This is a genomic window from Mycobacterium hubeiense (genome assembly GCF_002838065.1).
GTDB lineage: Bacteria > Actinomycetota > Actinomycetes > Mycobacteriales > Mycobacteriaceae > Mycobacterium > Mycobacterium hubeiense.
This window is the reverse complement of sequence record NZ_PIZU01000009.1, coordinates 92,944-113,504: the sequence shown is the minus strand read 5'-3', so window position 1 is coordinate 113,504 and position 20,561 is coordinate 92,944. Positions and strand designations below refer to the sequence as shown.

At 66.2% G+C, this 20,561-nt stretch carries 21 protein-coding genes; 6 read left to right on the top strand and 15 right to left on the bottom strand.

Going from position 1 to position 20,561, the window contains the following annotated elements; translation table 11 throughout:
- Nucleotides 1-66 precede the first annotated feature (66 nt).
- From CWS39_RS09755 to CWS39_RS09740, 4 genes are read right to left on the bottom strand one after another with little or no spacing between them, the layout of a single operon-like run.
- Nucleotides 67-459, bottom strand: a complete 393-nt coding sequence (locus CWS39_RS09755; RefSeq protein WP_102142712.1) for a universal stress protein — start codon at nt 457-459, stop codon at nt 67-69.
- Nucleotides 456-1,997, bottom strand: coding sequence for a tripartite tricarboxylate transporter permease (locus tag CWS39_RS09750; protein ID WP_102142711.1), 1,542 nt, complete (start codon nt 1,995-1,997; stop codon nt 456-458). Before CWS39_RS09750 ends, CWS39_RS09755 begins: the two co-directional genes overlap by 4 nt.
- A gap of 1 nt (nt 1,998) precedes the next feature.
- Nucleotides 1,999-2,520, bottom strand: a complete 522-nt coding sequence (locus tag CWS39_RS09745) for a tripartite tricarboxylate transporter TctB family protein (protein WP_233213428.1) — start codon at nt 2,518-2,520, stop codon at nt 1,999-2,001.
- Nucleotides 2,517-3,497, bottom strand: a complete 981-nt coding sequence (locus CWS39_RS09740) for a Bug family tripartite tricarboxylate transporter substrate binding protein (protein WP_102142710.1) — start codon at nt 3,495-3,497, stop codon at nt 2,517-2,519. Before CWS39_RS09740 ends, CWS39_RS09745 begins: the two co-directional genes overlap by 4 nt.
- Before the next feature lie 94 nt (nt 3,498-3,591).
- Here CWS39_RS09740 and CWS39_RS09735 point away from each other — a divergent pair, with 94 nt between their 5' ends.
- Nucleotides 3,592-5,217, top strand: coding sequence for a sensor histidine kinase (locus CWS39_RS09735; RefSeq protein WP_233213427.1), 1,626 nt, complete (start codon nt 3,592-3,594; stop codon nt 5,215-5,217).
- Nucleotides 5,210-5,872, top strand: coding sequence for a response regulator (locus tag CWS39_RS09730; protein ID WP_102142708.1), 663 nt, complete (start codon nt 5,210-5,212; stop codon nt 5,870-5,872). Before CWS39_RS09735 ends, CWS39_RS09730 begins: the two co-directional genes overlap by 8 nt.
- Here the strand turns inward: CWS39_RS09730 and CWS39_RS09725 are convergent.
- On the bottom strand, nt 5,869-7,158 hold the full coding sequence (locus tag CWS39_RS09725) for an HNH endonuclease (RefSeq protein ID WP_102142707.1): 1,290 nt from the start codon (nt 7,156-7,158) through the stop codon (nt 5,869-5,871). The genes CWS39_RS09730 and CWS39_RS09725 overlap by 4 nt on opposite strands.
- Before the next feature lie 110 nt (nt 7,159-7,268).
- Between CWS39_RS09725 and CWS39_RS09720 the strand changes: the two genes are divergently transcribed.
- Both CWS39_RS09720 and CWS39_RS09715 read left to right on the top strand, forming a co-directional pair.
- Nucleotides 7,269-7,529, top strand: coding sequence for a type II toxin-antitoxin system Phd/YefM family antitoxin (locus CWS39_RS09720; RefSeq protein ID WP_102142745.1), 261 nt, complete (start codon nt 7,269-7,271; stop codon nt 7,527-7,529).
- Entirely contained in the window at nt 7,526-7,933 is a 408-nt protein-coding gene (locus CWS39_RS09715) for a type II toxin-antitoxin system VapC family toxin (protein ID WP_102142706.1), read from the top strand. Before CWS39_RS09720 ends, CWS39_RS09715 begins: the two co-directional genes overlap by 4 nt.
- Here the strand turns inward: CWS39_RS09715 and CWS39_RS09710 are convergent.
- On the bottom strand, nt 7,930-11,229 hold the full coding sequence (locus CWS39_RS09710; protein WP_431306108.1) for a helix-turn-helix transcriptional regulator: 3,300 nt from the start codon (nt 11,227-11,229) through the stop codon (nt 7,930-7,932). The two genes, CWS39_RS09715 and CWS39_RS09710, sit on opposite strands and share 4 nt — an antisense overlap.
- Nucleotides 11,230-11,367: 138 nt before the next feature.
- On the opposite strand from CWS39_RS09710, the gene CWS39_RS09705 reads away from it, so the two are divergent.
- On the top strand, nt 11,368-12,612 hold the full coding sequence (locus CWS39_RS09705; RefSeq protein WP_102142705.1) for a cytochrome P450: 1,245 nt from the start codon (nt 11,368-11,370) through the stop codon (nt 12,610-12,612).
- Here the strand turns inward: CWS39_RS09705 and CWS39_RS09700 are convergent.
- Genes CWS39_RS09700 through CWS39_RS09690 form a run of 3 tightly spaced genes read right to left on the bottom strand, consistent with a single transcriptional unit; the run spans nt 12,596 to nt 15,876 of the window.
- A complete protein-coding gene (locus tag CWS39_RS09700; RefSeq protein ID WP_102142704.1) occupies nt 12,596-14,137 on the bottom strand; it encodes a phospholipase D family protein in 1,542 nt (513 codons plus the stop codon). The genes CWS39_RS09705 and CWS39_RS09700 overlap by 17 nt on opposite strands.
- Nucleotides 14,094-14,516 (bottom strand): DUF2784 domain-containing protein, encoded by a 423-nt coding sequence (locus tag CWS39_RS09695; protein WP_102142743.1) that lies wholly within the window; start codon nt 14,514-14,516, stop codon nt 14,094-14,096. The genes CWS39_RS09700 and CWS39_RS09695 overlap by 44 nt, the downstream gene beginning before the upstream one ends.
- 22 nt (nt 14,517-14,538) lie before the next feature.
- Nucleotides 14,539-15,876, bottom strand: a complete 1,338-nt coding sequence (locus CWS39_RS09690) for a TIGR01777 family oxidoreductase (RefSeq protein WP_102142703.1) — start codon at nt 15,874-15,876, stop codon at nt 14,539-14,541.
- 65 nt (nt 15,877-15,941) lie between these two features.
- Here CWS39_RS09690 and CWS39_RS09685 point away from each other — a divergent pair, with 65 nt between their 5' ends.
- Nucleotides 15,942-16,631, top strand: a complete 690-nt coding sequence (locus CWS39_RS09685; RefSeq protein ID WP_102142702.1) for a phosphoribosyltransferase — start codon at nt 15,942-15,944, stop codon at nt 16,629-16,631.
- Here CWS39_RS09685 and CWS39_RS09680 read toward each other — a convergent pair.
- The 6 genes from CWS39_RS09680 to pgeF all read right to left on the bottom strand — a co-directional run bounded on the left by CWS39_RS09680 (nt 16,628) and on the right by pgeF (nt 20,549).
- Complete coding sequence (locus CWS39_RS09680) at nt 16,628-16,924, bottom strand: hypothetical protein (protein ID WP_102142701.1); 297 nt, start codon at nt 16,922-16,924, stop codon at nt 16,628-16,630. The genes CWS39_RS09685 and CWS39_RS09680 overlap by 4 nt on opposite strands.
- Before the next feature lie 32 nt (nt 16,925-16,956).
- Nucleotides 16,957-17,751 carry a DivIVA-like cell division protein Wag31 gene (gene wag31, locus CWS39_RS09675; protein WP_102142700.1) on the bottom strand — a complete coding sequence of 265 codons (795 nt, stop codon included), beginning with the start codon at nt 17,749-17,751 and terminating at the stop codon, nt 16,957-16,959.
- Nucleotides 17,752-17,972: 221 nt separating this feature from the next.
- Entirely contained in the window at nt 17,973-18,263 is a 291-nt protein-coding gene (locus CWS39_RS09670) for a YggT family protein (RefSeq protein WP_102142699.1), read from the bottom strand.
- 132 nt (nt 18,264-18,395) lie between these two features.
- The gene (locus CWS39_RS09665; RefSeq protein WP_102142698.1) at nt 18,396-19,022 is read right to left on the bottom strand and encodes a cell division protein SepF; all 627 of its coding nucleotides are present in this window, start codon (nt 19,020-19,022) and stop codon (nt 18,396-18,398) included.
- Nucleotides 19,023-19,089: 67 nt separating this feature from the next.
- Nucleotides 19,090-19,839 (bottom strand): YggS family pyridoxal phosphate-dependent enzyme, encoded by a 750-nt coding sequence (locus CWS39_RS09660; RefSeq protein ID WP_102142697.1) that lies wholly within the window; start codon nt 19,837-19,839, stop codon nt 19,090-19,092.
- Nucleotides 19,836-20,549 carry a peptidoglycan editing factor PgeF gene (pgeF, locus tag CWS39_RS09655; protein WP_199178024.1) on the bottom strand — a complete coding sequence of 238 codons (714 nt, stop codon included), beginning with the start codon at nt 20,547-20,549 and terminating at the stop codon, nt 19,836-19,838. Before pgeF ends, CWS39_RS09660 begins: the two co-directional genes overlap by 4 nt.
- Nucleotides 20,550-20,561 lie beyond the last annotated feature (12 nt).

Sequence of the window (20,561 nt, the reverse complement as noted above, 5' to 3'; positions counted from 1 at the left end):
GTCTGGGCTCTGTTCCGGTTTCTTTCCGCTTGTGTTAGCGGCAGGAAAACTGGGCTATGAGCTACCTCACTCGGCCGGCTTGACCGCGAGTATGGGTTTGGGGCATTCCAACAGCAGCCGCTGGGAGACGCTGCCCAGCAGCAGCTTGCCCACGGGGCTGCGATGGCGGATGCCGATGACCAGTAGTTCGGCGTCGTCACGCTCCATCGCGTTGAGCAGTTCCTCCGCGGTGTCCACCCCGACGGGCTGGGTCAGTTCGTAGTCGAGGCCGGAGTCGGCAAGCTGCTTTTCGATGTCGTGCACCTCGACGGAGCGGGCGAATCGCGGGTCGGCGTAGGACTCACCTGACGTCGCGTTGATGACCAACAGGTTGGTGTTTCGCAGTCGCGCCTCGTCGATGGCGTGATCGAGCGCCGCCCTGCCGTATTTGTCCGCGCTGTATCCCACGACGATCGTCATGCCTGCGCTGCCTTCGCTTTCTGGTCGGTGTCGTCCTCGACGATCAGCAGGGTCTCCTCGCTGCGGTTCATCAGCCGCAGCACCAACGGCATCAGCAGCAGGATCACCATCAACACGTAGGTGATGATCGCGACGGGCTCGGTGAACAGACTGGTCCAGTCTCCCCCGCCGAGCTGCAGGCTCTGCCGCAGCTGGCGTTCGATCCGCGGGCCGAGAATGACTCCGATGATCAAGGGCAGCACCGGAAGCCCGAACCGTCTCATCATCAGGCCGAGCAGCCCGAGGATCAGCAGCAGCGCCAGGTCGAGCGGTTGCACGTTCACCGCGAGCGCGCCGAGGGTGGCGAAGAACAAGATGCCGGCGTACAGGTAGGGCCGCGGGGTGCGCAGCAGCTTGGCCCACACCGGCGCCAACGGCAGATTGATCACCAGCAACAAGAGGTTGCCGATGAACAGGCTGGCGATCAGCGTCCAGATCAGCAGCGGCTCTTTCTCGAAAAGCGTTGGTCCGGGCTGAATTCCATATGATACGAAGGCTGCCAGCATCACTGCCGCGGTGGCGTTCGTCGGCAACCCGAGTGAGAGCATCGGCACCAACGTGCCCGCCGCGGAGGCATTGTTGGCGGCCTCCGGCCCGGCGACGCCTTCGATCGCGCCCTTGCCGAACTCTTCGGGATGCTTGGTCAGCTTCTTCTCGGTGATGTAGGACAGGAACGTCGGCAGTTCGGCGCCACCGGCCGGAAGCGCGCCGAACGGGAACCCGTACGCAGTACCGCGCAGCCACGGCTTCCACGACCGCTGCCAGTCTCGGCGGCCCATCCACGGCCGGCCGACCGGGATGACCTCGGCCGGGCGCCGTCGCAGGTGCGCGGCGACCCATAGCGCCTCGCCGACGGCGAAGATCGCCACCGCGATCACCACGATGTCGATGCCGTCGGACAGCTGCGGGATGCCGAAGGTCGCGCGTGGCTGGCCGGTGAGGAAGTCGATGCCGACGATTCCGATTCCCAGGCCGAGGAACAGCGAGATGGCGCCGCGCAGCTTCGACGCGCCGAGCACCGCCGTCACCGCCACCAGGGCGAACAGCATGATCGCCAGGTAGGACGGGGCGCCGAGGGTGACCGCGAACCGCGAGATGGGCGGCGCGAACGCGGCCAGCAGCGCGGTGCCGATGACGCCGGCGACGAACGATCCGATCGCCGCGGTGGCAAGCGCCTGGGCCGCGCGGCCCGCCTTGGCCATCTTGTTGCCTTCGATGGCGGTGATGACCGACGACGACTCCCCCGGCGTGTTGAGCAGGATCGACGTCGTCGACCCGCCGTACATGCCGCCGTAGAAGATGCCGGCGAACATGATGAACGCGGCGCTGGGGCTGACGTTGTAGGTCACGGGCAGCAGCAGGGCCACCGTCATGGCCGGGCCGATGCCGGGCAGCACACCCACCGCGGTGCCGAGCAGCACACCGATCACCGCATAGAGCAGGTTCATCGGCGTGGCCGCCTGCTCGAAACCCTGAATCAACCAGTCGAGGTTTTCCATGTCAGAGGATCCCGTCCAGAATGCCTGCGGGCAGCGGGATCCCGAGCCCGGAGTAGAACGCGTAGAAGCTGACCAGTGCGAGCACCGCTCCGATCACAAGGTTGCGCACGTAGTGCCGGTTGCCGAGAATCGTTGCGGCGCCTGCAAATAACAGGGTGCTGGTGATCACCCAGCCGAGAGGATTCACCAGCAGGATCACCGCGATGAACAGCCCGACAAGCAGTCCCACGGTGCGCCAGTCCCCTGGTGTGTTGGGGTCAACGTCCTCCCCGGCGTCGGCCTCGCCGACCGAACCGCGCGGAATGGCGACGGCGAGGATGACCGCCAAGACGATGAGGATGATGCCGATGGCGATCGGGAAGAACTTGGGCCCGACGGGATCGACCTTGGCGAACCCGGCTTCGAGCGTCAGCGCGTCGTAGATCAGGAAAGCGCCGACGGCAACGAGCACCGCACAGACGATGTACTGCGCCTTGTCGACCGAACGTTGTTGCGGTGTTTGTTTTTCCGTTTCTGTCGTCACATCAGCCCCAATTCGGTCAGTGTGGAGGACACCCGGTAGTCCTGCTCCTTGAGAAACTGCTCGAACTCCGCACCGGTCGCGAACGCATCGCTCCATCCGTTCTGCACCAGCGCCTCCTTCCATTGCTGTGTGGCGTGAAGCTCTTCCAGAGCTTTGACCATCGCCTGCTTGGCGGTATCGGAAATGCCTGGCGGGGCGAGGATTCCGCGCCAGTTGGTGAAGGTGAGGTTGATGCCGGCTTCGGTGAGAGTAGGTGCGTCAACGCCCTCGACCCGCTCCTTGCCCGACACGGCGAGTACCCGCACCTGCCCGGCCTCGATCTGGTCGACGAATTCGCCGAGACCCGTGGTGCCCGCGGCGATCTTCTTGCCCAGCAACGCCGTCAGCAGATCACCGCCACCGTCGTAGGTGACGTAGTTGACTTTGCGCGGGTCGATGCCGACGGCCCGCGCGGTTTCCATCGGGAACAGGTGATCAGGCCCGCCGGGTGACGAGCCACCGCCGATGCTGATTGCGGCAGGATCGGCCTTCCAGGCGGTGACCAGCTCCTGGATCGAGTCGAACGGCGAATCCCCCGGAACGAGAATGCCTTCCTGCTCCTCGACCATGCGGGCCAGTGCCGTGGCGTCCGATGCGCGCGCATCCGAGCCGTTGGTGTACGTCGCCCCGACCACGCCGAGCCCCATCATCATCATGAGGTCGTTGTTGCCTCGTTCGTTCATCAGCCGGGCCATCGCGACGGTGCCGCCCGCGCCGATCACATTGAAGACCTCGATGCGCCCCGTAATGTCGGTGTCTTCCATGATCTTCACCGCGGTGCGCGCCGTGAGGTCATAGCCGCCGCCCGGGCTGTTCGGCACCATCATGCGCAGCCGGTGCAGACCGCGCGATTCCTCGCCGCGGGTGACACCGCACGACGTCAACAGCAGCGCCGCGATCAGCGCCACTATGACCCCCGCACACAGTCGTCTCGACATGTCGGTCCCCAATCGCTGATATGTGATGCTCAGCAATACTGGACCCTGGTAGTGACTCAGGTCACTGATTCGGACGCAAAGGAAGTATTGGTCATTGAGTTCATGGGCATCGGCGCTTCGCGTGCTGCGGGGCCGTAGCCTGGCCGGCCAGTTTCTGGTATTCCAGCTGCTGGTCGTGGCGGTGGTGCTGCTCGCGGTCGCGGCGGTGTCGGTGGCGCAGTCGACACGGGAATTCCGCGACGTTCGCGGCCAGCGGATGATCGCCGTGGCCGAGAACGTGGCGTCGACGCCGATCGTGCGTGAGCGCTACGCCGACCCGTTCGCCGCGCAGTTACTTGCGCCCGAGGTGGACCGCGCAGTGGCGTTGTCGGGCGCGCGGCTGGCCGAGATCATCGATCCGGGCGGCATAGTGCGGGCGTCGTCTGACCCGTCGCGGATCGGGGGCCAGGTGGATCTGGGCCCCAGCCGCGCCGATGAGGGACGGGCGTGGTTCGGCGACCGCGATATCGACGGCGTGCACAGCCTGGTCGGGCAGGTGCCGATTCTTTCGACAAACGGCGACGTGCTGGCGATCGTCTCGGTGAGCGAGGGGTATCCGTCGGTGTGGGAGCTGCTGTCCGGCGCGGGTGAACGGCTGCTGGTGTACCTGGGACTCGGCGCGGTGCTGGGAATGGTGACCTCGTGGCTGCTGTCGCGTCGCATCAAGAGGCACACCCGGGGATTGGAGATCAGCGAGATCGCCAGCTTGGCCGATCACCGAGAAGCATTGCTGCACAGCATCCGCGAGGGTGTAGTCGGGGTGAACAACGAGGGTGTCGTCACGGTGCTCAACGACAGTGCGCAGGAGTTGTTGGGCGTGGACGGCTCCGCGGTGGGGCGTCGGGTGACCGAGATCGGCCTGGACCCCGCGATTGTCGACTTCCTGCTGTCGGGCGAGGACGGCCGCGATGTCGTGATCGCCACCCGCACAAGAGTTTTAGCGCTGAATCGGCGCGCCGCGACCAGCCAGGGCCAGCGGATCGGCACGGTGACCACGATGCGCGACAGCACCGAGCTGGCCGCGCTGCAGGGGCAGCTCTCGTCGCACAAGAGCGTGACGGACACGCTGCGGGCGCAGACGCATGAGTTCGCCAATCAGCTGCACACCATCTCGGGTCTGGTGCAACTGGGCGAGTTCGACGCGGTGCGCGATCTGGTGGGCACACTGACGCGGCGCCGTGCGGAGATCAGCGATGCGGTGACGCAGCACATCTCGGACCCGGCGGTGGCTGCGCTGTTGATCGCCAAAACGTCGCTGGCCGCGGAAAGCGGTGTGACACTGGAGATTGCGTCCGATTCGCATCTGGCGCCGTTGGATCCCGCGCTGGCCACCGATGTGATCACCGTGCTGGGCAACCTCATCGACAACGCGGTGGACGTGTCGGTGGGTTCATCGCCGGCGCGGGTGGTGGTGCGAATGAATGACGCCGACGGGCTGCTGATCTCGGTCGCGGACTCGGGGCCGGGAGTTCCAGAGCATCTGCGGGAGGCGGTCTTTGCGCGGGGTGTGACGTCCAAGCCGGACGTGCCCGGCGGACGCGGGATTGGCCTGGCCTTGGTGCGACTGGTGACCGCCCAGCATGGGGGCAGCGTCGAGATCAGCGACGGTCCGACCGGCGGAGCGTTGTTCGTGGTGCGACTGCCGGTGGCGGCGATGGTGAATCGGGCCGCCCATGCGTGACGTGCTGGTGGTCGACGACGATTTCATGGTCGCCGAGATTCACCGCCGCTTCGTCGAGCAGGTCGACGGTTTCCGCGTCGTCGGCGTGGCGCGCACGGGCGGCGAGGCGCTGTCGGCCGCACGAGAATTGCGACCGGACCTGATCTTGCTCGACGTGTACCTGCCCGACATGACGGGCCTGGAAGTGTTGCAGCGACTGCGATCCGAGGGTGATCGCGTCGGTGTCATCATGATCACCGCGGCGCGCGAGCTGGACACGGTGAGCGGGGCGCTGGACGGCGGCGCGGCCGACTATCTGATCAAGCCGTTCGAGTTCCCGCATCTGCGCGCCAAACTGGAGGCCTTCGCGGCGCGGGCCGATGCACTGGAATCCGCGGCCGGGGTGGACCAGTCGTTGGTCGACTCGCTCTTCGGCGGCGCTGCCGCGGCCTCGTCGCAGACCCTGCCCAAAGGCCTGGGCGCCGAGACCGGCCGCCTCGTGCTGGCCGCCGTACGCGACGCGGGCGAGGTATCCGCCGCAGAATGCGCTGAGCTTGTTGGCATTTCGCGGGTCAGCGCCCGTCGCTATCTCGAGCACTACCTCAGCACCGGCGCATTGGAGCTACGCCTCCAGTACGGCGCCGGCCGACCCGAGCGTCGCTACCGCCCCGTTTAGGCGGCGTGCAGTTCGGTGAGGGCGATGCCGATTTTGAGTTCGACTTCGCTGATGGTGACCAGTGGCGCGCCGGGCAGTGGCGGCGCCGTCGACCGATACGTCGCCCCGGTGGGGGTCACGAATTCGGCGGTGTGAGTGCCGTTCTCGTCCGCACCCGCACGGACTCGCCAGCCCGGTGTTTCCTTGACGTAGTTACAGCGCTCACACTCCCCGAGCCCATTGGCCGCGCTGGTCGGCCCGCCCCGGTTACGGGGTGTGGCGTGATCACGATGCCGAATCGGCGCATCACAATACGGTGTGCGACAGCTTTGATCCCGCACCCCGATAAAGCGGGCCAGCCCTTTCGGGAACAACCGCGACCGCGATTCCATCGCCACCAACGCCCCCGAACGCGGATGGGCATACAGCCGGCGCAAGGTGGCTTTGGACCGCTCATCAGCCGCCGCATCACCGACCAGGTTGCGAGCCACCTCGGCGGGAATCGGGCCGTACCCCTCCACGTTCGCCGGGGTGTTATCACCTGCCAGCAGGGTCTGATCGGTCAGCACCAGGTTGACCGCCACGGGCTCCGGTGTCTCCGCGGCCCGCCCGGTCACCCGCTCCACGAGCGTGTCGGCCATCACCTGACCCCGAGAGCGCTCATCGAAAGTGGTATCGGCGGCCCGTTTAAGCGCCGCGTACACGCCGACGCCTTTAGCTACCGGCAGCAGCGCGGTCACATAGACCATGGCATCCGGCGCGGGACGGATGGTGACACGCCGATCGGCCTCGGCCTTGGCCGCCCGCTCCACCACCGCCTGGGCATCAAGCCGACACGCGATCTCCTTGGCCGCCGCGGCAATCCGCTTATCCCCCTTACCCTCCAGCTTCGACAGGTCCGCGCACATCTCGGCGTCCAACGCCCGCCGATCCGCCACGCTCAGACACGCCGATTCCCGCACGATCAGGGTGGCGCGCCACTCCGAGAGCGCCCCACACTCCAACGCCGCCAGGGTGTGGGGCATCTCGTGCACCAACGCCTTGGCAAACCCGAGATGCCGATTGCCGCGCGCCGGGGAATCTCGTCGCGCCAACGCCACCTCACTGGCGACACCGCGGCCCTGCTGAGCCTTCGGCACCCCGGCCGCGGCCTCCTCGGCGTGACGCTGCTCGTCCAGCAATGCCGTGGCGCGGGCCTGACCGGCCGCCGCCGCCGACTTCACCCGCTCCAACGCATCGATCCGGGCCACCAACGCAGCCTGGTCGGCATGCGGATCCACCGCCACCAACCCCTCCAGATCGAACATATGTTCGACTATACACGACGCCGCCGTGCTGGCAAGCCTGTGCCGGCAAGCCCTCCTGACGCGGATACCTCATAAGTAACTGATGGCTACGAATGGCCTACACTCGTAGCATGTCCGATGTGGCGTCACGTGATCTGCGCAATGACACAGCTGGGGTGCTTCGCCGTGTGCAGGCGGGAGAAGACGTCACCATCACGGTTAAGGGACGCCCAGTCGCAAGACTCACAGCAGTGAGGCCGCAGCGCCGCCGCTGGTTGACAAAGACGGAATTCCTAGCGCGTCGCCACCGTTTCCAAGCCGATCCAGGTTTACGCGACGACCTTGCCGCCCTGGCTGGCGAAACCACCGACGATCTCGGCCCGATCCCGTGAGCGCTCCCCTTCAGGCGGGCGTCCTTGATACGTCCGTGTTTGTCGCGAGTGAAACGGGCCGGCAACTCGACGATTCACTGATCCCCGATGAGGTCGCCACCACCGTGATCACACTGGCCGAACTCAACGTCGGCGTGCTCGCCGCGACCACGAGCGACATTCGCGCGCAACGTCTGGCAACACTCGAATCCGTCGCAGACATGGAAGCCCTACCGGTGGATGAGGAGGCGGCACGGATGTGGGCACGGCTACGCATCCATCTCGCCGAAACCGGCCGACGGGTGCGAATCAACGATCTCTGGATCGCGGCCATCGCCGCATCACGGGAACTGCCAGTCATCACTCAGGACAACGACTTTGACGCACTCGGAGGCGCGGCAGGCCTTACCATCATCCGGGTCTAAGCCAGCCGCCGAGCCGCTTCCTGGGCCAGCTGCACGCGCGAGGTCAACCCGAGCTTCGAATACACGTGAGTGAGATGCGTCTGCACCGTCCGTGGCGACACGAAAAGCCTTGTCGCGATGTCCTTGTTGGGCAGCCCCTCACTCACCAACCGGACGACATCGAGCTCGGTCGGGGTCAACGATCCCCACCCACTCGACGGGCGTTTGCGTTCGCCACGACCGCGTTGGGCGTATGCGATTGCATCTTCGGTGGACAGCGCGGCGCCTTCTGCCCACGCGGCGTCGAAATCGTCTTGCGCCATTGCACTTCGAAGAAATGTCAGCGTGGACTGGAAATCCGCTTCGTAAGCCTTGAACCGCACAAGTCGGGAACGCTGACGCATCGCTTCGGCCGCGCCGAGTAGGCGTGCCGCCTCTTGATGAGTTCCCGCCTCCCCCGCCACACGCGCGATGCACTCCAGCGTGTCGGCGACCCCGAGGTATGCGCGTAGCTCTGCGGCACAGGCGAGCGCCGCATGGGCGTCCCGGTCAGCGTCTTCGAATTCGCCTTCTGCCACGGCGATCCTGGCACGTGTCCTGAGCGCAGACGCAAGATGCCAACCCTTTGTTGTCGACACCGCCTCGTCCGCAATCCGCCGCGCTGCCACGAAGTCACCGCGGGCCAACGCTGCCTCCGCACGTGGGTACAGCATCACTCCCGCTGCATGAGGCTGCACACCGAGATGCTCTGATGCAGCTTCTGACGCCTGCGCGCACGCGTCAAAATCGCCCTCTGCAAGGTACGCGAGTCCGAGTCCGCCATAGGCGATCCCGGGGTAAAAGCCGGCGAGTTCGTTGGCGATATCGAGTGCTGCTTCAGCCACCGCACGCGCACGCGGCAGGTCGCCTTGATTGGCGAAAAGGTATGTCTGACCGTGCATGCTCGTGAACCGCCAGGACAGATCGCGGGTTGCTTCGGCCTCCACAAGTACTTCTTCGAACAGGGCGGCGGCTTCCGCGAAATCGCCGTTGCACATGTCCGCGTAACCCAGCCAGGTTCGACACATGCGCGAAGCGAAGTGGTTACCAATCGATTCGGCAACGCGCCGGCCTTCTTCGGCGAAACTGTGCGCCGCAATCGGGTCACCCGCTGCGACCGCGACGTACGCACGCCAGCCGACAGTATGCGTGAGCCACCAACTGTCGCCAAGTTCGCGGGCCAACGCGACCGCCTCATCGAAGTACGGTTCCGCGAGGTCGTCGTCGTAGCCGACGGCCAGGCCGCGCGCCATGAGTACCCGGGTCATGAGGGCCGCGTCGCCGACCTCCCGTGCAATCGCGAGGGCTTGTTCAGCCTGATCGAGGCTCGGCGAAAGGCCAGACCAGGCATCGAGCGTCACTCTGTCCGCGACCGCACGGGCATAGATGCCGGGCGCGACTGCCTTCTCCCGCGACTGTCGGTCATCCAGGGCCGCGTCAAGCCAGGCGAATCCCTCCCTGTTGCGGCCACGAGCAAGCCACAACGGAAACAGCGAGCAGGCAAGTTGTAAGGCACGTTCGGTGTCACCGCGCTCGCGACTCCATGCGAAGGCGGCTCGCAGATTGTCGATCTCAGTATCGGCTTGCTCGAGACGTGCTTCGTGGTCGGAGTCGGCTGGGGAATCGACCGCGATGGCCAGCGCGAGGTAGTGGTCACGGTGCCGCGTGCGTACTGCATCCGCTTCGCCGGACTCTGCGAGCTTCTCCTGGGCATACTGCCGCACGGTCTCCAAGAGCCGGTATCGCGTGCGTCCGCCGTTGTCTTCGGCGACCACAAGGGACTTGTCGACCAGCAGGGTAAGCAGGTCAAGCACCTGATAACGCTCCACATCGCCGTCGCCGGTAATCGCTTGCGCCGCTGCGAGATCAAACCCGCCGACGAATGCGGCAAGCCGCCGAAACAGCTGACGTTCCGGTTCGGTCAGCAGCGCATGCGACCAGTCGACCGACGCTCGCAGCGTCTGCTGGCGGCGCACCGTTGTCCGCGATCCCCCAGTCAGCAGACGGAATCGATCGTGCAGGCTGTCGACGACCTCTTGTAAGGAGAGCGCCCGCACCCGCGCGGCGGCAAGCTCGATCGCAAGCGGCATTCCGTCGAGCCGACAGCAGATTTCGGTTACCAGACCAATATTGTCTTCGGTGAGTTTGAATCCCGCGCGCACGAGCCGAGCGCGGTCGGCGAACAACTCGAGCGCCTCGTCCGCAATCGACAGCGACGGCACCCGCAGGGCGACCTCGCCTGAAATGCCTATCGGCTCCCGGCTTGTCGTGAGCAATGTGAGGGAGGGGCATGCCGTCATGAGTTCGCCTGCCATGGTGGCCGTCACGTCCAATAGGTGTTCGCAGTTGTCGAGAACGACGAGCATCTGACGTTCGCCGATAAAGCGGACAATCATGTCCATCGTCGAGCGGCTCGGCTGTTCAGGCACGCCCAATGCCCGGGCCAGCGCGACCGACGCCACCTCTGGGTTGGTGATCGGCGCCAAGTCGACGTAGCACACGCCGTCGCGGAACTCGCAGGCAATCCGACTGGCAATCTGTATGGCCAACCGCGTCTTTCCTGCGCCGCCGGCGCCGGTCAGCGTCACCAGGCGGTGGTCGGCCAACAGGCTGCGCACCTCCTCCATCTGCTGGGCGCGGCCGACGAAACTGGTGAACTGCACCGGAAGATTGTGTGCTGCAGTGCTTTTAGCAACTCGCAGCGGCGGAAAGTCATTCCGCAAGTCCGGATGACACAGCTGGACAACGCGTTCCGGGCGCGGCAGGTCGCGCAGCGGGTGCGAACCGAGGTCAACAAGCCATGCATCATCCGGGAGTGCGTCGACAACCAACGCTTCGGTCACACCCGAAAGCACCGTCTGCCCGCCATGCGCGAGATCGCGCAGTCGCGCTGTCCGGTTGATTGTCGGCCCGATGTAATTGGCCTCGTCGCGCAATTGCACCTCACCGGTGTGCACACCGATGCGCAATCGAATCGGCGCCAACGGCGCCCGCTGCAGCGCCATCGCGCATGCCACCGCATCCGACGCCCGCGCGAACGCCACGACAAAGCTGTCGCCCTCGCCCTGTTCGACCGGCCGTACCCCGTTATGCGCGGCGGTCACCTCGGCCAGCGTGCGATCGAGCACCGCCACCGCGGCCGTCATCTCCTCCGGCTGGGTTTCCCATAGCCGCGTGGAACCCTCGACGTCGGCAAGCAGCAACGTCACGGTTCCCGTCGGCAGGAGTCCAATCACACCAAGGTCACTCCAGTCCGTCTGGCTCATGGTAGCCAGCATCCAGCGCCCGACATCGCAAAACATCAGCACTTTCGCGTATATGCGGTCCCGACCCCGCGCAGCCACGCAAGTCAAGTAGTGCACTACGCATGCCAAACGGCAACAACGGCGCGACGATCTCGACGAAGGGAGACTGCCATGACCATCGAGATCGTCGGCCACCGCCGCCCAAGCGTGCTCGATGCCGACCTCCCGGTCGTCGCCTACGAAAACCTCGACGACCCCGACATCGCCCACCGCATGCTGAAGCAGGCCCGCGCGCAATCACCGATCGCTCTTGGCCCCCACGGGCCCGAGATACTGACCTACGAACTGGTTCGAACTGTCCTGCGCGACGACCGCTTCGCGGTGCCCGAAGGACTCGGCCTTGGGGCGCAAGGCATCACGTCCGGCCCCGTCTGGGACCGCGTCGTCAAGCTCATCCTGAGCGTCGACGGCGCCGAACACCTCCGGCTGCGCAAACTCGTTGCCAAGGCATTCACCCCGCGCGCCGCCGGACGGCTCGGCCCGATATGCGTCGACGTCATCACCGACCTGGTCGACCAATACGCTGACGCTGGCCACTGCGACATGGTCACCGACATCGCCCGGCGGTATCCGATCCCCATCATCTGCGCTCTGCTCGGCGCGCCGCACGAGGATTGGCAGCAGTTCTCCGATTGGACCGACGACATCTTCAAGGTGTTCAGCTGGAACGTCATCGAGGATGCCCCCGTCATCTTGCAGGCGTGGAACCTACTCGACGCGTACATCGACGAGTTGGCCGCCCGTCGACGCGAAACCCTCACTGACGACCTGATCTCGGAGCTGATCCGCGCCGAAGTCGACGGTGACCGGCTCACGCGAGACGAACTGCTGATGCTCGCCGGCGGCCTCCTGATCGCCGGGACCGACACCACCCGCAACCAACTGGCCGCCGCGGTGCAAACCCTGAGTCAGCACCCTGACCAGTGGGCGCTGCTTGCCGAGCATCCCGAACTCGCCCGCAACGCCGTCGAGGAGCTCATGCGCCACTCCCCGATCATCTTCGGCGCCATGCGCATCGCACTCGAAGACGTCGAACTCGCCGACGTCACCATTCCCGCCGGCACCTTCATCATCACCAACACGGCTGCCGCCAACCGCGACCCCGCGGTGTACGACGATCCTGAGCGGCTCGACATCACGCGCGAGGAACCCCCGGCTATGCTCACCTTCGGCGGCGGGGTGCACTACTGTCTCGGTGCCCACCTCGCGAGAATTGAACTGGCTGAGGCTCTTTCAGTCATCACCCGGCGGATGCCCAACACACACTGCATCGGCGCCGCACCGTGGAAACCCATGACCGGGATCTCCGGGCCGACCACACTGCCCATCGAGTTCGACGTCACAGCTCGTTCTTGATCCGCGCTCGATACGACCTGCCATCCGGGTCATAGATCATTCGGTACAGCGGCACCGCCCACAGCCGGGTCAGCGGACCCATCCGTTCCGGCCGATGCGGACGCAGCCGCCCCGGCGGCCGCGGGCCACGCCGCCCGCCGGCATGCCACGCGTCCAACGCCCGCGCAGACGCCGCCACCACGTCCACCACCGTCTCCGGTTCGACCAGCCCGTCGTCCTCACTGCCGTCGGCGGCGCGATCCAGATGTTCACGCAGTAACCGCAGCCGCAAGTCGCGCGCGAACAACCCGGCCTCATCCAATACGGCACAAGCCAGTTCGCTGTCGTGGGTCCAGGACCGCCGATTGAAGTTGTCGCTGCCCACACACGCCCAGACGTCGTCGATCACACATACCTTGGCGTGCACGTAAACCGGTGTGCCGTCATGGTTTTCCATATCGAACACGTGCACTCGCTCCTGACCGGCCTTGCGGCATGCGTCCAACGCCTGCTGACGGCCAACCATGTTGGGGCTCAACGCCAATCGGCCGTCGACGTCCGGATAGCGCGGCACCACCGCGATCAAATGCAGATCCGGATTGTCGCGCAAGGCTTTTGCGAACAGCCCAGCGACCCGCTTGGACCACAGGTATTGGTCCTCCAGGTAGATCAGCCGACGAGCCCGGCCTACCGCCTTGGTGTACCCGCGCGCGACGCTTCGCTCACCATGCGGTGCGAAGTCGTATTCGAAATGCGCGTCCGGATAGGTCCGTAACACCTGCACCGCATGCTTCCCGCACGGCGGCGGATCCGCCGACTGCGGCGGCAACCGCCCCGGCGACAGATCCGCGCCGCGCAACTTGTCCTGAATCCAGGCGATCGGCGATAGCGTGTCCAGCGGCGCCGGATCGTTCCACCGCTCTCTGAACGTAGTGTCCAGCGCGCCGACGACTGGCCCCTGCAACCGCAATTGCACGTCGTGCCAAGGCGGATGCTCCCCGTAGCGCTTGGACATCCGCACCGCTTGCGGGTCACCGCGATGCGATGAATCGTCGCGCCGCGAATGGCACAGGTCGATGCCGCCGGCGAATGCGACGTCACGATCGGGGGCATCGGGATGGCGGATCACCACCAGCTTCTGATGATGCGAACCACCCATGCGCACACGTTGATCCAGCAGCACCTCACCGCCGGCGGCTTCGATCGCCTCCCCGAGATGCTGGTTCTCCTCCTCGCTGTAGGCGAACTTGTCCAGATGCGAGCGCCACACCAAACCCTTGACGACGACGCCCCGCCTGGCGGCGTTGCAGAACAACTCGGCAATCGTCGGGCCGTCGTCGCGCAGCTTCTCGTCCGGATCACCCCGCCAGTCGGTGAAAAACACGTAATCCCCACGTTTGAGCGCTTCGACCTCGGTGACGAGATGGTCGAAATACGTCGCACCGTGCACCAGCGGCGCGACACGATTGCCCACACACCAGCCGGGCAGATCGGAAGCGGGGTTACCCCGTTCGGCTGCCGTCAGGAACCAGTCGGACAGATCCATCACGCCACCTCCTCGCGGCCGTCTGCCCGAGCTTGAGCCACGACGCAGCCACCGCCGCGAATGCCAAGGCGTGCACGGCAACTGCGTAATCCACCGGATAGAGCACCCCGGTGAGGTAGTGCGCAATGAAACCGTCCGGCGGCAGCTGATTCATGCCCGCCCCGGCCCGGCCCCACCGCTCGAGATCGGTCAGCGGGCACGGCAAGCCGCAGGCGATGCTGCTGATCCCCCACACCACCACCAGCACATGCAGCCCGATGCTGCGCGGCCAGCGCCACGCGAGAAAACCGCCGATCACGAGGTAGCCGATGAACGCGAAATGCACGGCAACCGTGACGGCCACAACTGTCGCAAAGGCGACGACAGCCACATCGTTCATGCTGCTGCCCATGGTAAGTCCGTCAACCGCGTCCGAGCTGATGCGCCAACGCGGCGGTGATATCCGGTTGCCGAAAGCGGTGCCCCAGCGCCTCCAGTTTGGCGGGCATCACCCGCTGCGAGGCCGAGGCCAGCTCGCGTGCTCCCTCGCCACCGAGCAGCAGCCGCGGCCCCACCGACGGCACGGGCAGCATCGCCGGTCGGTGCAGCACGCCCGCAAGCGCCTTGGTGTAGTCGCTGTTGCGGACCGGATTCGGCGTCACCGCATTGACGGGTCCAAAAAGCCGGCCGTCGTAGATCGCCCGGTAATACACGTCGAGCAGATCGTCCAGCCCGATCCACGACAACCACTGCCGCCCGTCGCCGAGCCGCCCGCCCAATCCGGCCGCGAACAGCGGCCGCAACAGCCGCAGCGTGCCGCCGGCCGCCGCCTGCACGATGCCCGTGCGCACAGCGACGACACGTAACCCGGCCTGGGCTGCAGGCGACGTCGCGGCTTCCCACTCCGCGACGACGTCGGCCAAAAACCCGTCGCCCCGCGAACTCTCCTCGTCCAAAACCGCGTCCCCGCAGTCGAATCCGTAATATCCGATGGCTGAGGCGCTGACGAAGACCCGGACATCGCTGCCGGCGGCCACTTCGGCCAACCGGCGTGTCGGACCGATCCGGCTGTCACGGATGGCCGCCTTGTGTGCGGCCGTGAACCGCCCCGCAATCGACGCACCCGCCAGGTGCACGACGGCGTCCACCCCGGCCAGCAGATCCGGCGCCGGGTTCTCCGTATCCCACTCGCGCTCACCGTCGATGCCCGCCGGACACCGCACCAGCCGGATCACCCGGTGCCCGCCCGTGCTCAAGAACGCTGCCAAAGCGGTGCCGACGAGGCCCGACGCCCCGGTCAGCGCGACGACGAAACGCGCGTCCCCGGCGTCACGGTGCGCGGCGAGATCGTCGGCGAGCTGGCGGTGCCGGTAGACGAAGGTAGAACGCAACGCTGCTGCAGGCACCGGCGCCTCGACGCGGTCCCGAACGAGTGTGCCGCCGTCGGCCGTCGAACTGAACTCGTGGGTGTGTCGCCACCGGCCGATGATGCGAGGGGGCCACGATGCGAGCCCATCATGTGAGAGCACGTCGACAAAGCGGTGCGGCGGGTTGAATCCCGCCGGGTCGTGCTGCGCGACCCAGCGCAACCCACCGGGCAGGCCCAGCACCGCACGGCCGTCGGCCAGAGACGCCGTCTCGGAGATCACCTTCATCGGTTGCCACGGCGGAATGAGCCGCGTCATCGCGCCCGGCCGGGTGTGCCAGTCGAATACCTCGGCCAGCGGATGGTCGACGACGCTTTGGTGCTCGATGCCCATGATTCTGGGTACCCCACAAATGCGATGAGTTCTAGGCTGAGAAGTACTCGAGATTCACGAATGCGATGAGCGGTTGGAGCGGACTCGCCCGACGAAATGCGAGACGCACATTCCGGGACCGCCGCGAGGCCGGCCGCGTCCTGGCGGAAGATTTGGCGCCTTATCGCGGCCGCGACGACCTCATCGTCTTGGGGCTCGCCCGCGGCGGCGTGCCCGTGGGTTGGGAAGTCGCGTCCTCGCTGAACGCGCCGCTCGATGTGTTTTTGGTCCGCAAGCTCGGCGTTCCGCAGTGGCAGGAGCTCGCGATGGGCGCGTTGGCCAGCGGCGGCGGCGTGGTGACCAACGACAGCCTGATCCGCAACCTGGGCATCAGTGAGCAGGAGCTGCGGGCCGCGATCGAGCGGGAGACCGAGGAACTGCACCGGCGCGAAGCCGCCTACCGCGGCGACCGTCCACCGCCCGATCTCTCGGGTAAGACGGTGATTCTGGTCGACGACGGGATCGCCACTGGCGCAAGCATGCTGGCGGCGGTGCGGGCGGTGCGGGCGGCCGGGCCCGCGCAGGTGGTGGTGGCGGTACCGGTTGGGCCGCCGTCGGCGTGCCGTCAGCTCGCCGAGGAGGCCGATGACGTGGTGTGCGCGACCATGCCGCCCGGATTCGAAGCCGTCGGACAGGTTTTCGTCGATTTCCACCAGGTCACCGACGATGAGGTGCGCGAACTCCTTGCCAGGCCCACCGTCGGGGACGGCAACTAGCGGCTGTTGTGCTCTTCGCCGGCGATTTCGTCGTGCGCCTCGACCGCGGTGTCCGCGTCGGCGACGTCGTCCTCCGGATAATCCTCGAGTTCGGGCTGTGTCTCGTCGGATTCGGCTGCCACCTCTCCGGAGTCGCGCCGTGACCGTTCCCGCACCGCATCGACAATGAGCAGCAGCACGCCGATCACGCTGGCGGTGATGCAGACCCAGGCGATCAGTTCATTGCTGGTAACGACCGCGGTTACCAACGCGGCAAGGCCGATGACGGCGAGCACAAGCGCAACGATCAGCATTGATCAACCCTAGGTCGTGGTCGCGTGTCAGGTCAGTTGTTGCCGCGGTTGAATTGGTTGAAGCTGGCGTTGTCGCTGTTGGCGCCGGAATCGACCGGTGCTGCCGAGCCACGCTGGCCAAGTTCTTCCAGCTGGGATTCCAGATAGGTCTTCAGGCGGGTGCGGTACTCGCGCTCGAAGGTGCGCAGCTGCTCGAGCCGGCCTTCCAGCACCGTGCGCTGCTGATTGATCGTGCCCATGATCTCGGAGTGTTTGCGCTCGGCGTCGGCCTGCAGCGCGTCGGCCTTCTCCTGGGCCTGGCGCAGCTGCGCCTCCGACCGGGTCTGGGCGTCGGCGAGCATGGCGTCGGCGCGCTGGCGGGCCTCGGCGACCGTCTTCTCGGCCGTCATCCGCGCCTCGCTGACCATGGCGTCGGCCTGTGCGCGGGCATCGGCGAGCAGCTTCTCCGACTCCGCCTTGGCGGTGGTGGTCAACCGGTCCGCGGTGTCCTGGGCCAGGCTGAGCACCTTGGCGGCCTTGATCGCCTGGTCCTCGCTCATCTCGGCGGCCTGCGGCGCCTCGTAGACCGGCTGCGGCGGCGGGGTGGGTTCGGGCTCGTAGAGCGGGATGGCCGCCGTCTGCTGCGCTCCACCAGCACGGGCGCTCGCCAGCTCCTGGTCCAGCTCGGCGACCCGCTGCCGCAGATCGGCGTTCTCTTCGATGAGACGAGTCAGCTCGTTCTCAACCAGATCGAGGAAGGCATCGACCTCGTCCTCGTTGTAGCCCCGCTTGCCGATGGGTGGCTTGCTGAACGCGACATTGTGGACGTCGGCTGGAGTGAGCGGCATTGTCTGCCCCCTTGAAGTCTGGACGGTCAACCGATCTCAAAGTGTAGAGCCTTGGTATCACACGGAACGTAACTGGCGTCCATCCTGTCACACCAGACCCGGCGGTTGCAGGGGAGGCTGAAATTAAGAACGAATTTCAATCTTCTTACGCAAATTCAGCGCCTCCGGCAAAGCGCCTCCGCAACGCTGGACCGTCCGGACATCAAGGGGTGAACCGGTTCTCAGGCCGCGGCGCCGAACGCGAGCTGCATACCGATGAACGCCACCAGCAGCAGCACCATGATCGACAGGTCGAAGCGGACGGCACCTATGGTGAGCTGCGGAATAAGTCGTCGCAGTAGCTTCACGGGCGGGTCGGTCACCGTCATGATGACCTCCAGGATCACCACCGTCACACCCTTGGGATGCCAGTCGCGAGAGAACGACCGGATGAATTCCACCACGACCCGCGCGATCAGCAGCAGCCAAAAGACGAACAGCGCGAAACCAAGGATCTCGAAGAACAGCGCCAAGGAAGCCGACCTCACTACGGGCAGATGTGACTTTCGATACAGGTCGCTTCAGCCCAGTGCCTGCGCGACGTCGCCAGCCTACCTGGCGCCGCTGGGAGCAGCGCGTCTAGCGACGGCCCCTATAGATAGGGCCTACTGATAGGCGTAGAAGCCGGCCTCGGCGATGCGGCGGCGCTCTTCGGCGGTGACGTCGACATCGGCGGGCGAGAGCAGGAACACCTTGGTCGCGACCTTGTCGAAGGAGCCACGCAGGCCGAACGCGAGTCCGGCGGCGAAGTCGACGAGCCGCTTGGCTTCGGCGTTGTCCAATGAGACCAGGTCGATGATCACCGGCGTGCCGTCGCGGAAGCGTTCGCCGATGGTGCGCGCCTCGGTGTAGTCCTTGGGCCGCAGCGTGGTGATCTTCGCCAGCGGGCTGCCCGCGTCGAACAGCTCAGCCATCCGGCGCGGGTCCATGGCCAGGGCGCCGCGGGTCGATCCGCGCAGGCCGCCGAATCGTGGTGCGGGCCGGTCGAAGTCGCGCGGTCCCCGCAGGCGGGGCTCGAAGCGCGGTTCGTCATAACCGCCGCGGTAGCCGGGCGGCGCGTCGTCATAGTCAGGGCCCTCGTAGTCGCGACCGTAGCCGTCGTCGAAGCGGTCCTCACGGGGCCGGCGCGCGTAGCCGCCGCGCGCGCGGTCGTCGTCCTCGTAGTACTCGTCCTCGTAGTCCTCCATCGGTGCCATACCGAAGTAGGCCTTGACCTTGTGCAGTGTGCTCATCGCTCGACCCTTCTGGTGCCCTGGAAGTTCGTGGTGTCTGTGATGAAGATGTGACTGGAGTGACTACTCATGGTGACGTTAGCGGCCGTTGTCCCATTAGCGCGGTACCGACACGCACACACGTCGAACCATGTTTTACGGCGATCTCAAGGTCGCTGGACATGCCCGCGGACAGTCCGAGCGGTTGGGGGTGGTCCCGCTGGACCCGGTGCAGCTCGGCGGCCAGCCTGCCGAAGCTCTCCTCGGCGTCCGCACCCAGCGGCGGGATGCCCATCAACCCGACGAACTCCAGCCCCTCGGCCGCCGCGATCGCACCGCACAACTCGTCGACCAGCTCGGGGCGGCCGATATCGACGCCGCCGCGGCGGGGGTCGCCGTCGAGGCTGATCTGGAGGTAGGCGCGCAGCGGCGCGGCGCGTCGTCCGTCCGCCAGCGCGCCGACAGCGGCCCGGTCCAGCGCGTCGATCACCCGCGCGCTGTCGACCGAGTGCACGGCATACGCCCAGCCGGCGATCGAGCGCGCTTTGTTGCGCTGGATGCGGCCGACCATGTGCCAGCGAATCGGCTTCGACGGAATTGCGGCGTGAACTTCGGCGGATTTATTCGCCGCTTCTTGTTCGCGGGACTCGCCAAATGCGGCGCACCCTAAATTACGCAGAATAATCACGTCGGAGGCCGGAAAGAATTTCGTAATAGGGAGTAATTCAATATCGTCGACATTTCTTCCGGCGGCCTCGGCGGCGCGCGCCAACCGCGACCGCACGGCGGCCAGCGCCGTGGCGAGTTCGGCTTCCCGGGTTGTCGTCAAGGTCGTCATTCCATCCACACCAGCGACGCCAGGCGTCCGGTCGGGGCATCGCGCCGGTGGCTGAACAGGTTGGGGTCCTCGACCGTGCAGCGCGGGTCGACGTCGATGGCCGTGACGCCCAAAGCTGTTAGTTGCCGGGCGATTCCGGCTCGCAGGTCCAGTCCCGGCGTGCCCGTGGCGGTCGTGGTGCGGCTGCCGGGCAGGCTCTGCTCCACCTCGGCGGCCATCGCCTCGGGCACTTCGTAGTTGCGGCCGCTGACCGCGGGCCCGAGCAGCGCCGAGATGTCGGCGGCGTGTGCGCCGACGGACTCCATGGCCTCGACCGCACGCGCGACGACGCCCTTGGCGGCACCCACCCGTCCGGCGTGAACTGCGGCGACCACACCGGCACGCGCGTCGGCCATTAATACCGGTACGCAATCTGCGGTCACGACTGCCAAAGCCAAACGCGGTGTGGTGGTTACCAATGCATCGGTTTTGTCGACCGGGGTGCGGTCGCGGACCGGCTCATCGACCACGACGACGTGATCGGAGTGCACTTGGTTCATCCAGACCACCCGGTCCTCGCCGAGGCCGATGGTGGTCGCAAGCCGTCTGCGGTTGGCGGCCACCGCGGCGGGATCGTCGCCGACATGGTCACCCAGATTGAAGGTGTCGAACGGTGGCGCCGAGACCCCGCCGGCGCGAGTGGTGGTCACGCGCCGTATCCGAACACTCACGGTCGCCAGTAT

Bases quoted from the DNA above. Each gene is read 5' to 3' on its own strand.
- CWS39_RS09755 (WP_102142712.1), bottom strand. From the start codon at position 459: ATGACGATCGTCGTGGGATACAGCGCGGACAAATACGGCAGGGCGGCG.
- CWS39_RS09750 (WP_102142711.1), bottom strand. From the start codon at position 1,997: ATGGAAAACCTCGACTGGTTGATTCAGGGTTTCGAGCAGGCGGCCACG.
- CWS39_RS09740 (WP_102142710.1), bottom strand. From the start codon at position 3,497: ATGTCGAGACGACTGTGTGCGGGGGTCATAGTGGCGCTGATCGCGGCG.
- CWS39_RS09730 (WP_102142708.1), top strand. From the start codon at position 5,210: ATGCGTGACGTGCTGGTGGTCGACGACGATTTCATGGTCGCCGAGATT.
- CWS39_RS09725 (WP_102142707.1), bottom strand. From the start codon at position 7,158: ATGTTCGATCTGGAGGGGTTGGTGGCGGTGGATCCGCATGCCGACCAG.
- CWS39_RS09720 (WP_102142745.1), top strand. From the start codon at position 7,269: ATGTCCGATGTGGCGTCACGTGATCTGCGCAATGACACAGCTGGGGTG.
- CWS39_RS09710 (WP_431306108.1), bottom strand. From the start codon at position 11,229: ATGCTGGCTACCATGAGCCAGACGGACTGGAGTGACCTTGGTGTGATT.
- CWS39_RS09705 (WP_102142705.1), top strand. From the start codon at position 11,368: ATGACCATCGAGATCGTCGGCCACCGCCGCCCAAGCGTGCTCGATGCC.
- CWS39_RS09700 (WP_102142704.1), bottom strand. From the start codon at position 14,137: ATGGATCTGTCCGACTGGTTCCTGACGGCAGCCGAACGGGGTAACCCC.
- CWS39_RS09695 (WP_102142743.1), bottom strand. From the start codon at position 14,516: ATGAACGATGTGGCTGTCGTCGCCTTTGCGACAGTTGTGGCCGTCACG.
- CWS39_RS09690 (WP_102142703.1), bottom strand. From the start codon at position 15,876: ATGGGCATCGAGCACCAAAGCGTCGTCGACCATCCGCTGGCCGAGGTA.
- CWS39_RS09685 (WP_102142702.1), top strand. From the start codon at position 15,942: ATGAGCGGTTGGAGCGGACTCGCCCGACGAAATGCGAGACGCACATTC.
- CWS39_RS09680 (WP_102142701.1), bottom strand. From the start codon at position 16,924: ATGCTGATCGTTGCGCTTGTGCTCGCCGTCATCGGCCTTGCCGCGTTG.
- wag31 (WP_102142700.1), bottom strand. From the start codon at position 17,751: ATGCCGCTCACTCCAGCCGACGTCCACAATGTCGCGTTCAGCAAGCCA.
- CWS39_RS09665 (WP_102142698.1), bottom strand. From the start codon at position 19,022: ATGAGCACACTGCACAAGGTCAAGGCCTACTTCGGTATGGCACCGATG.
- CWS39_RS09660 (WP_102142697.1), bottom strand. From the start codon at position 19,839: ATGACGACCTTGACGACAACCCGGGAAGCCGAACTCGCCACGGCGCTG.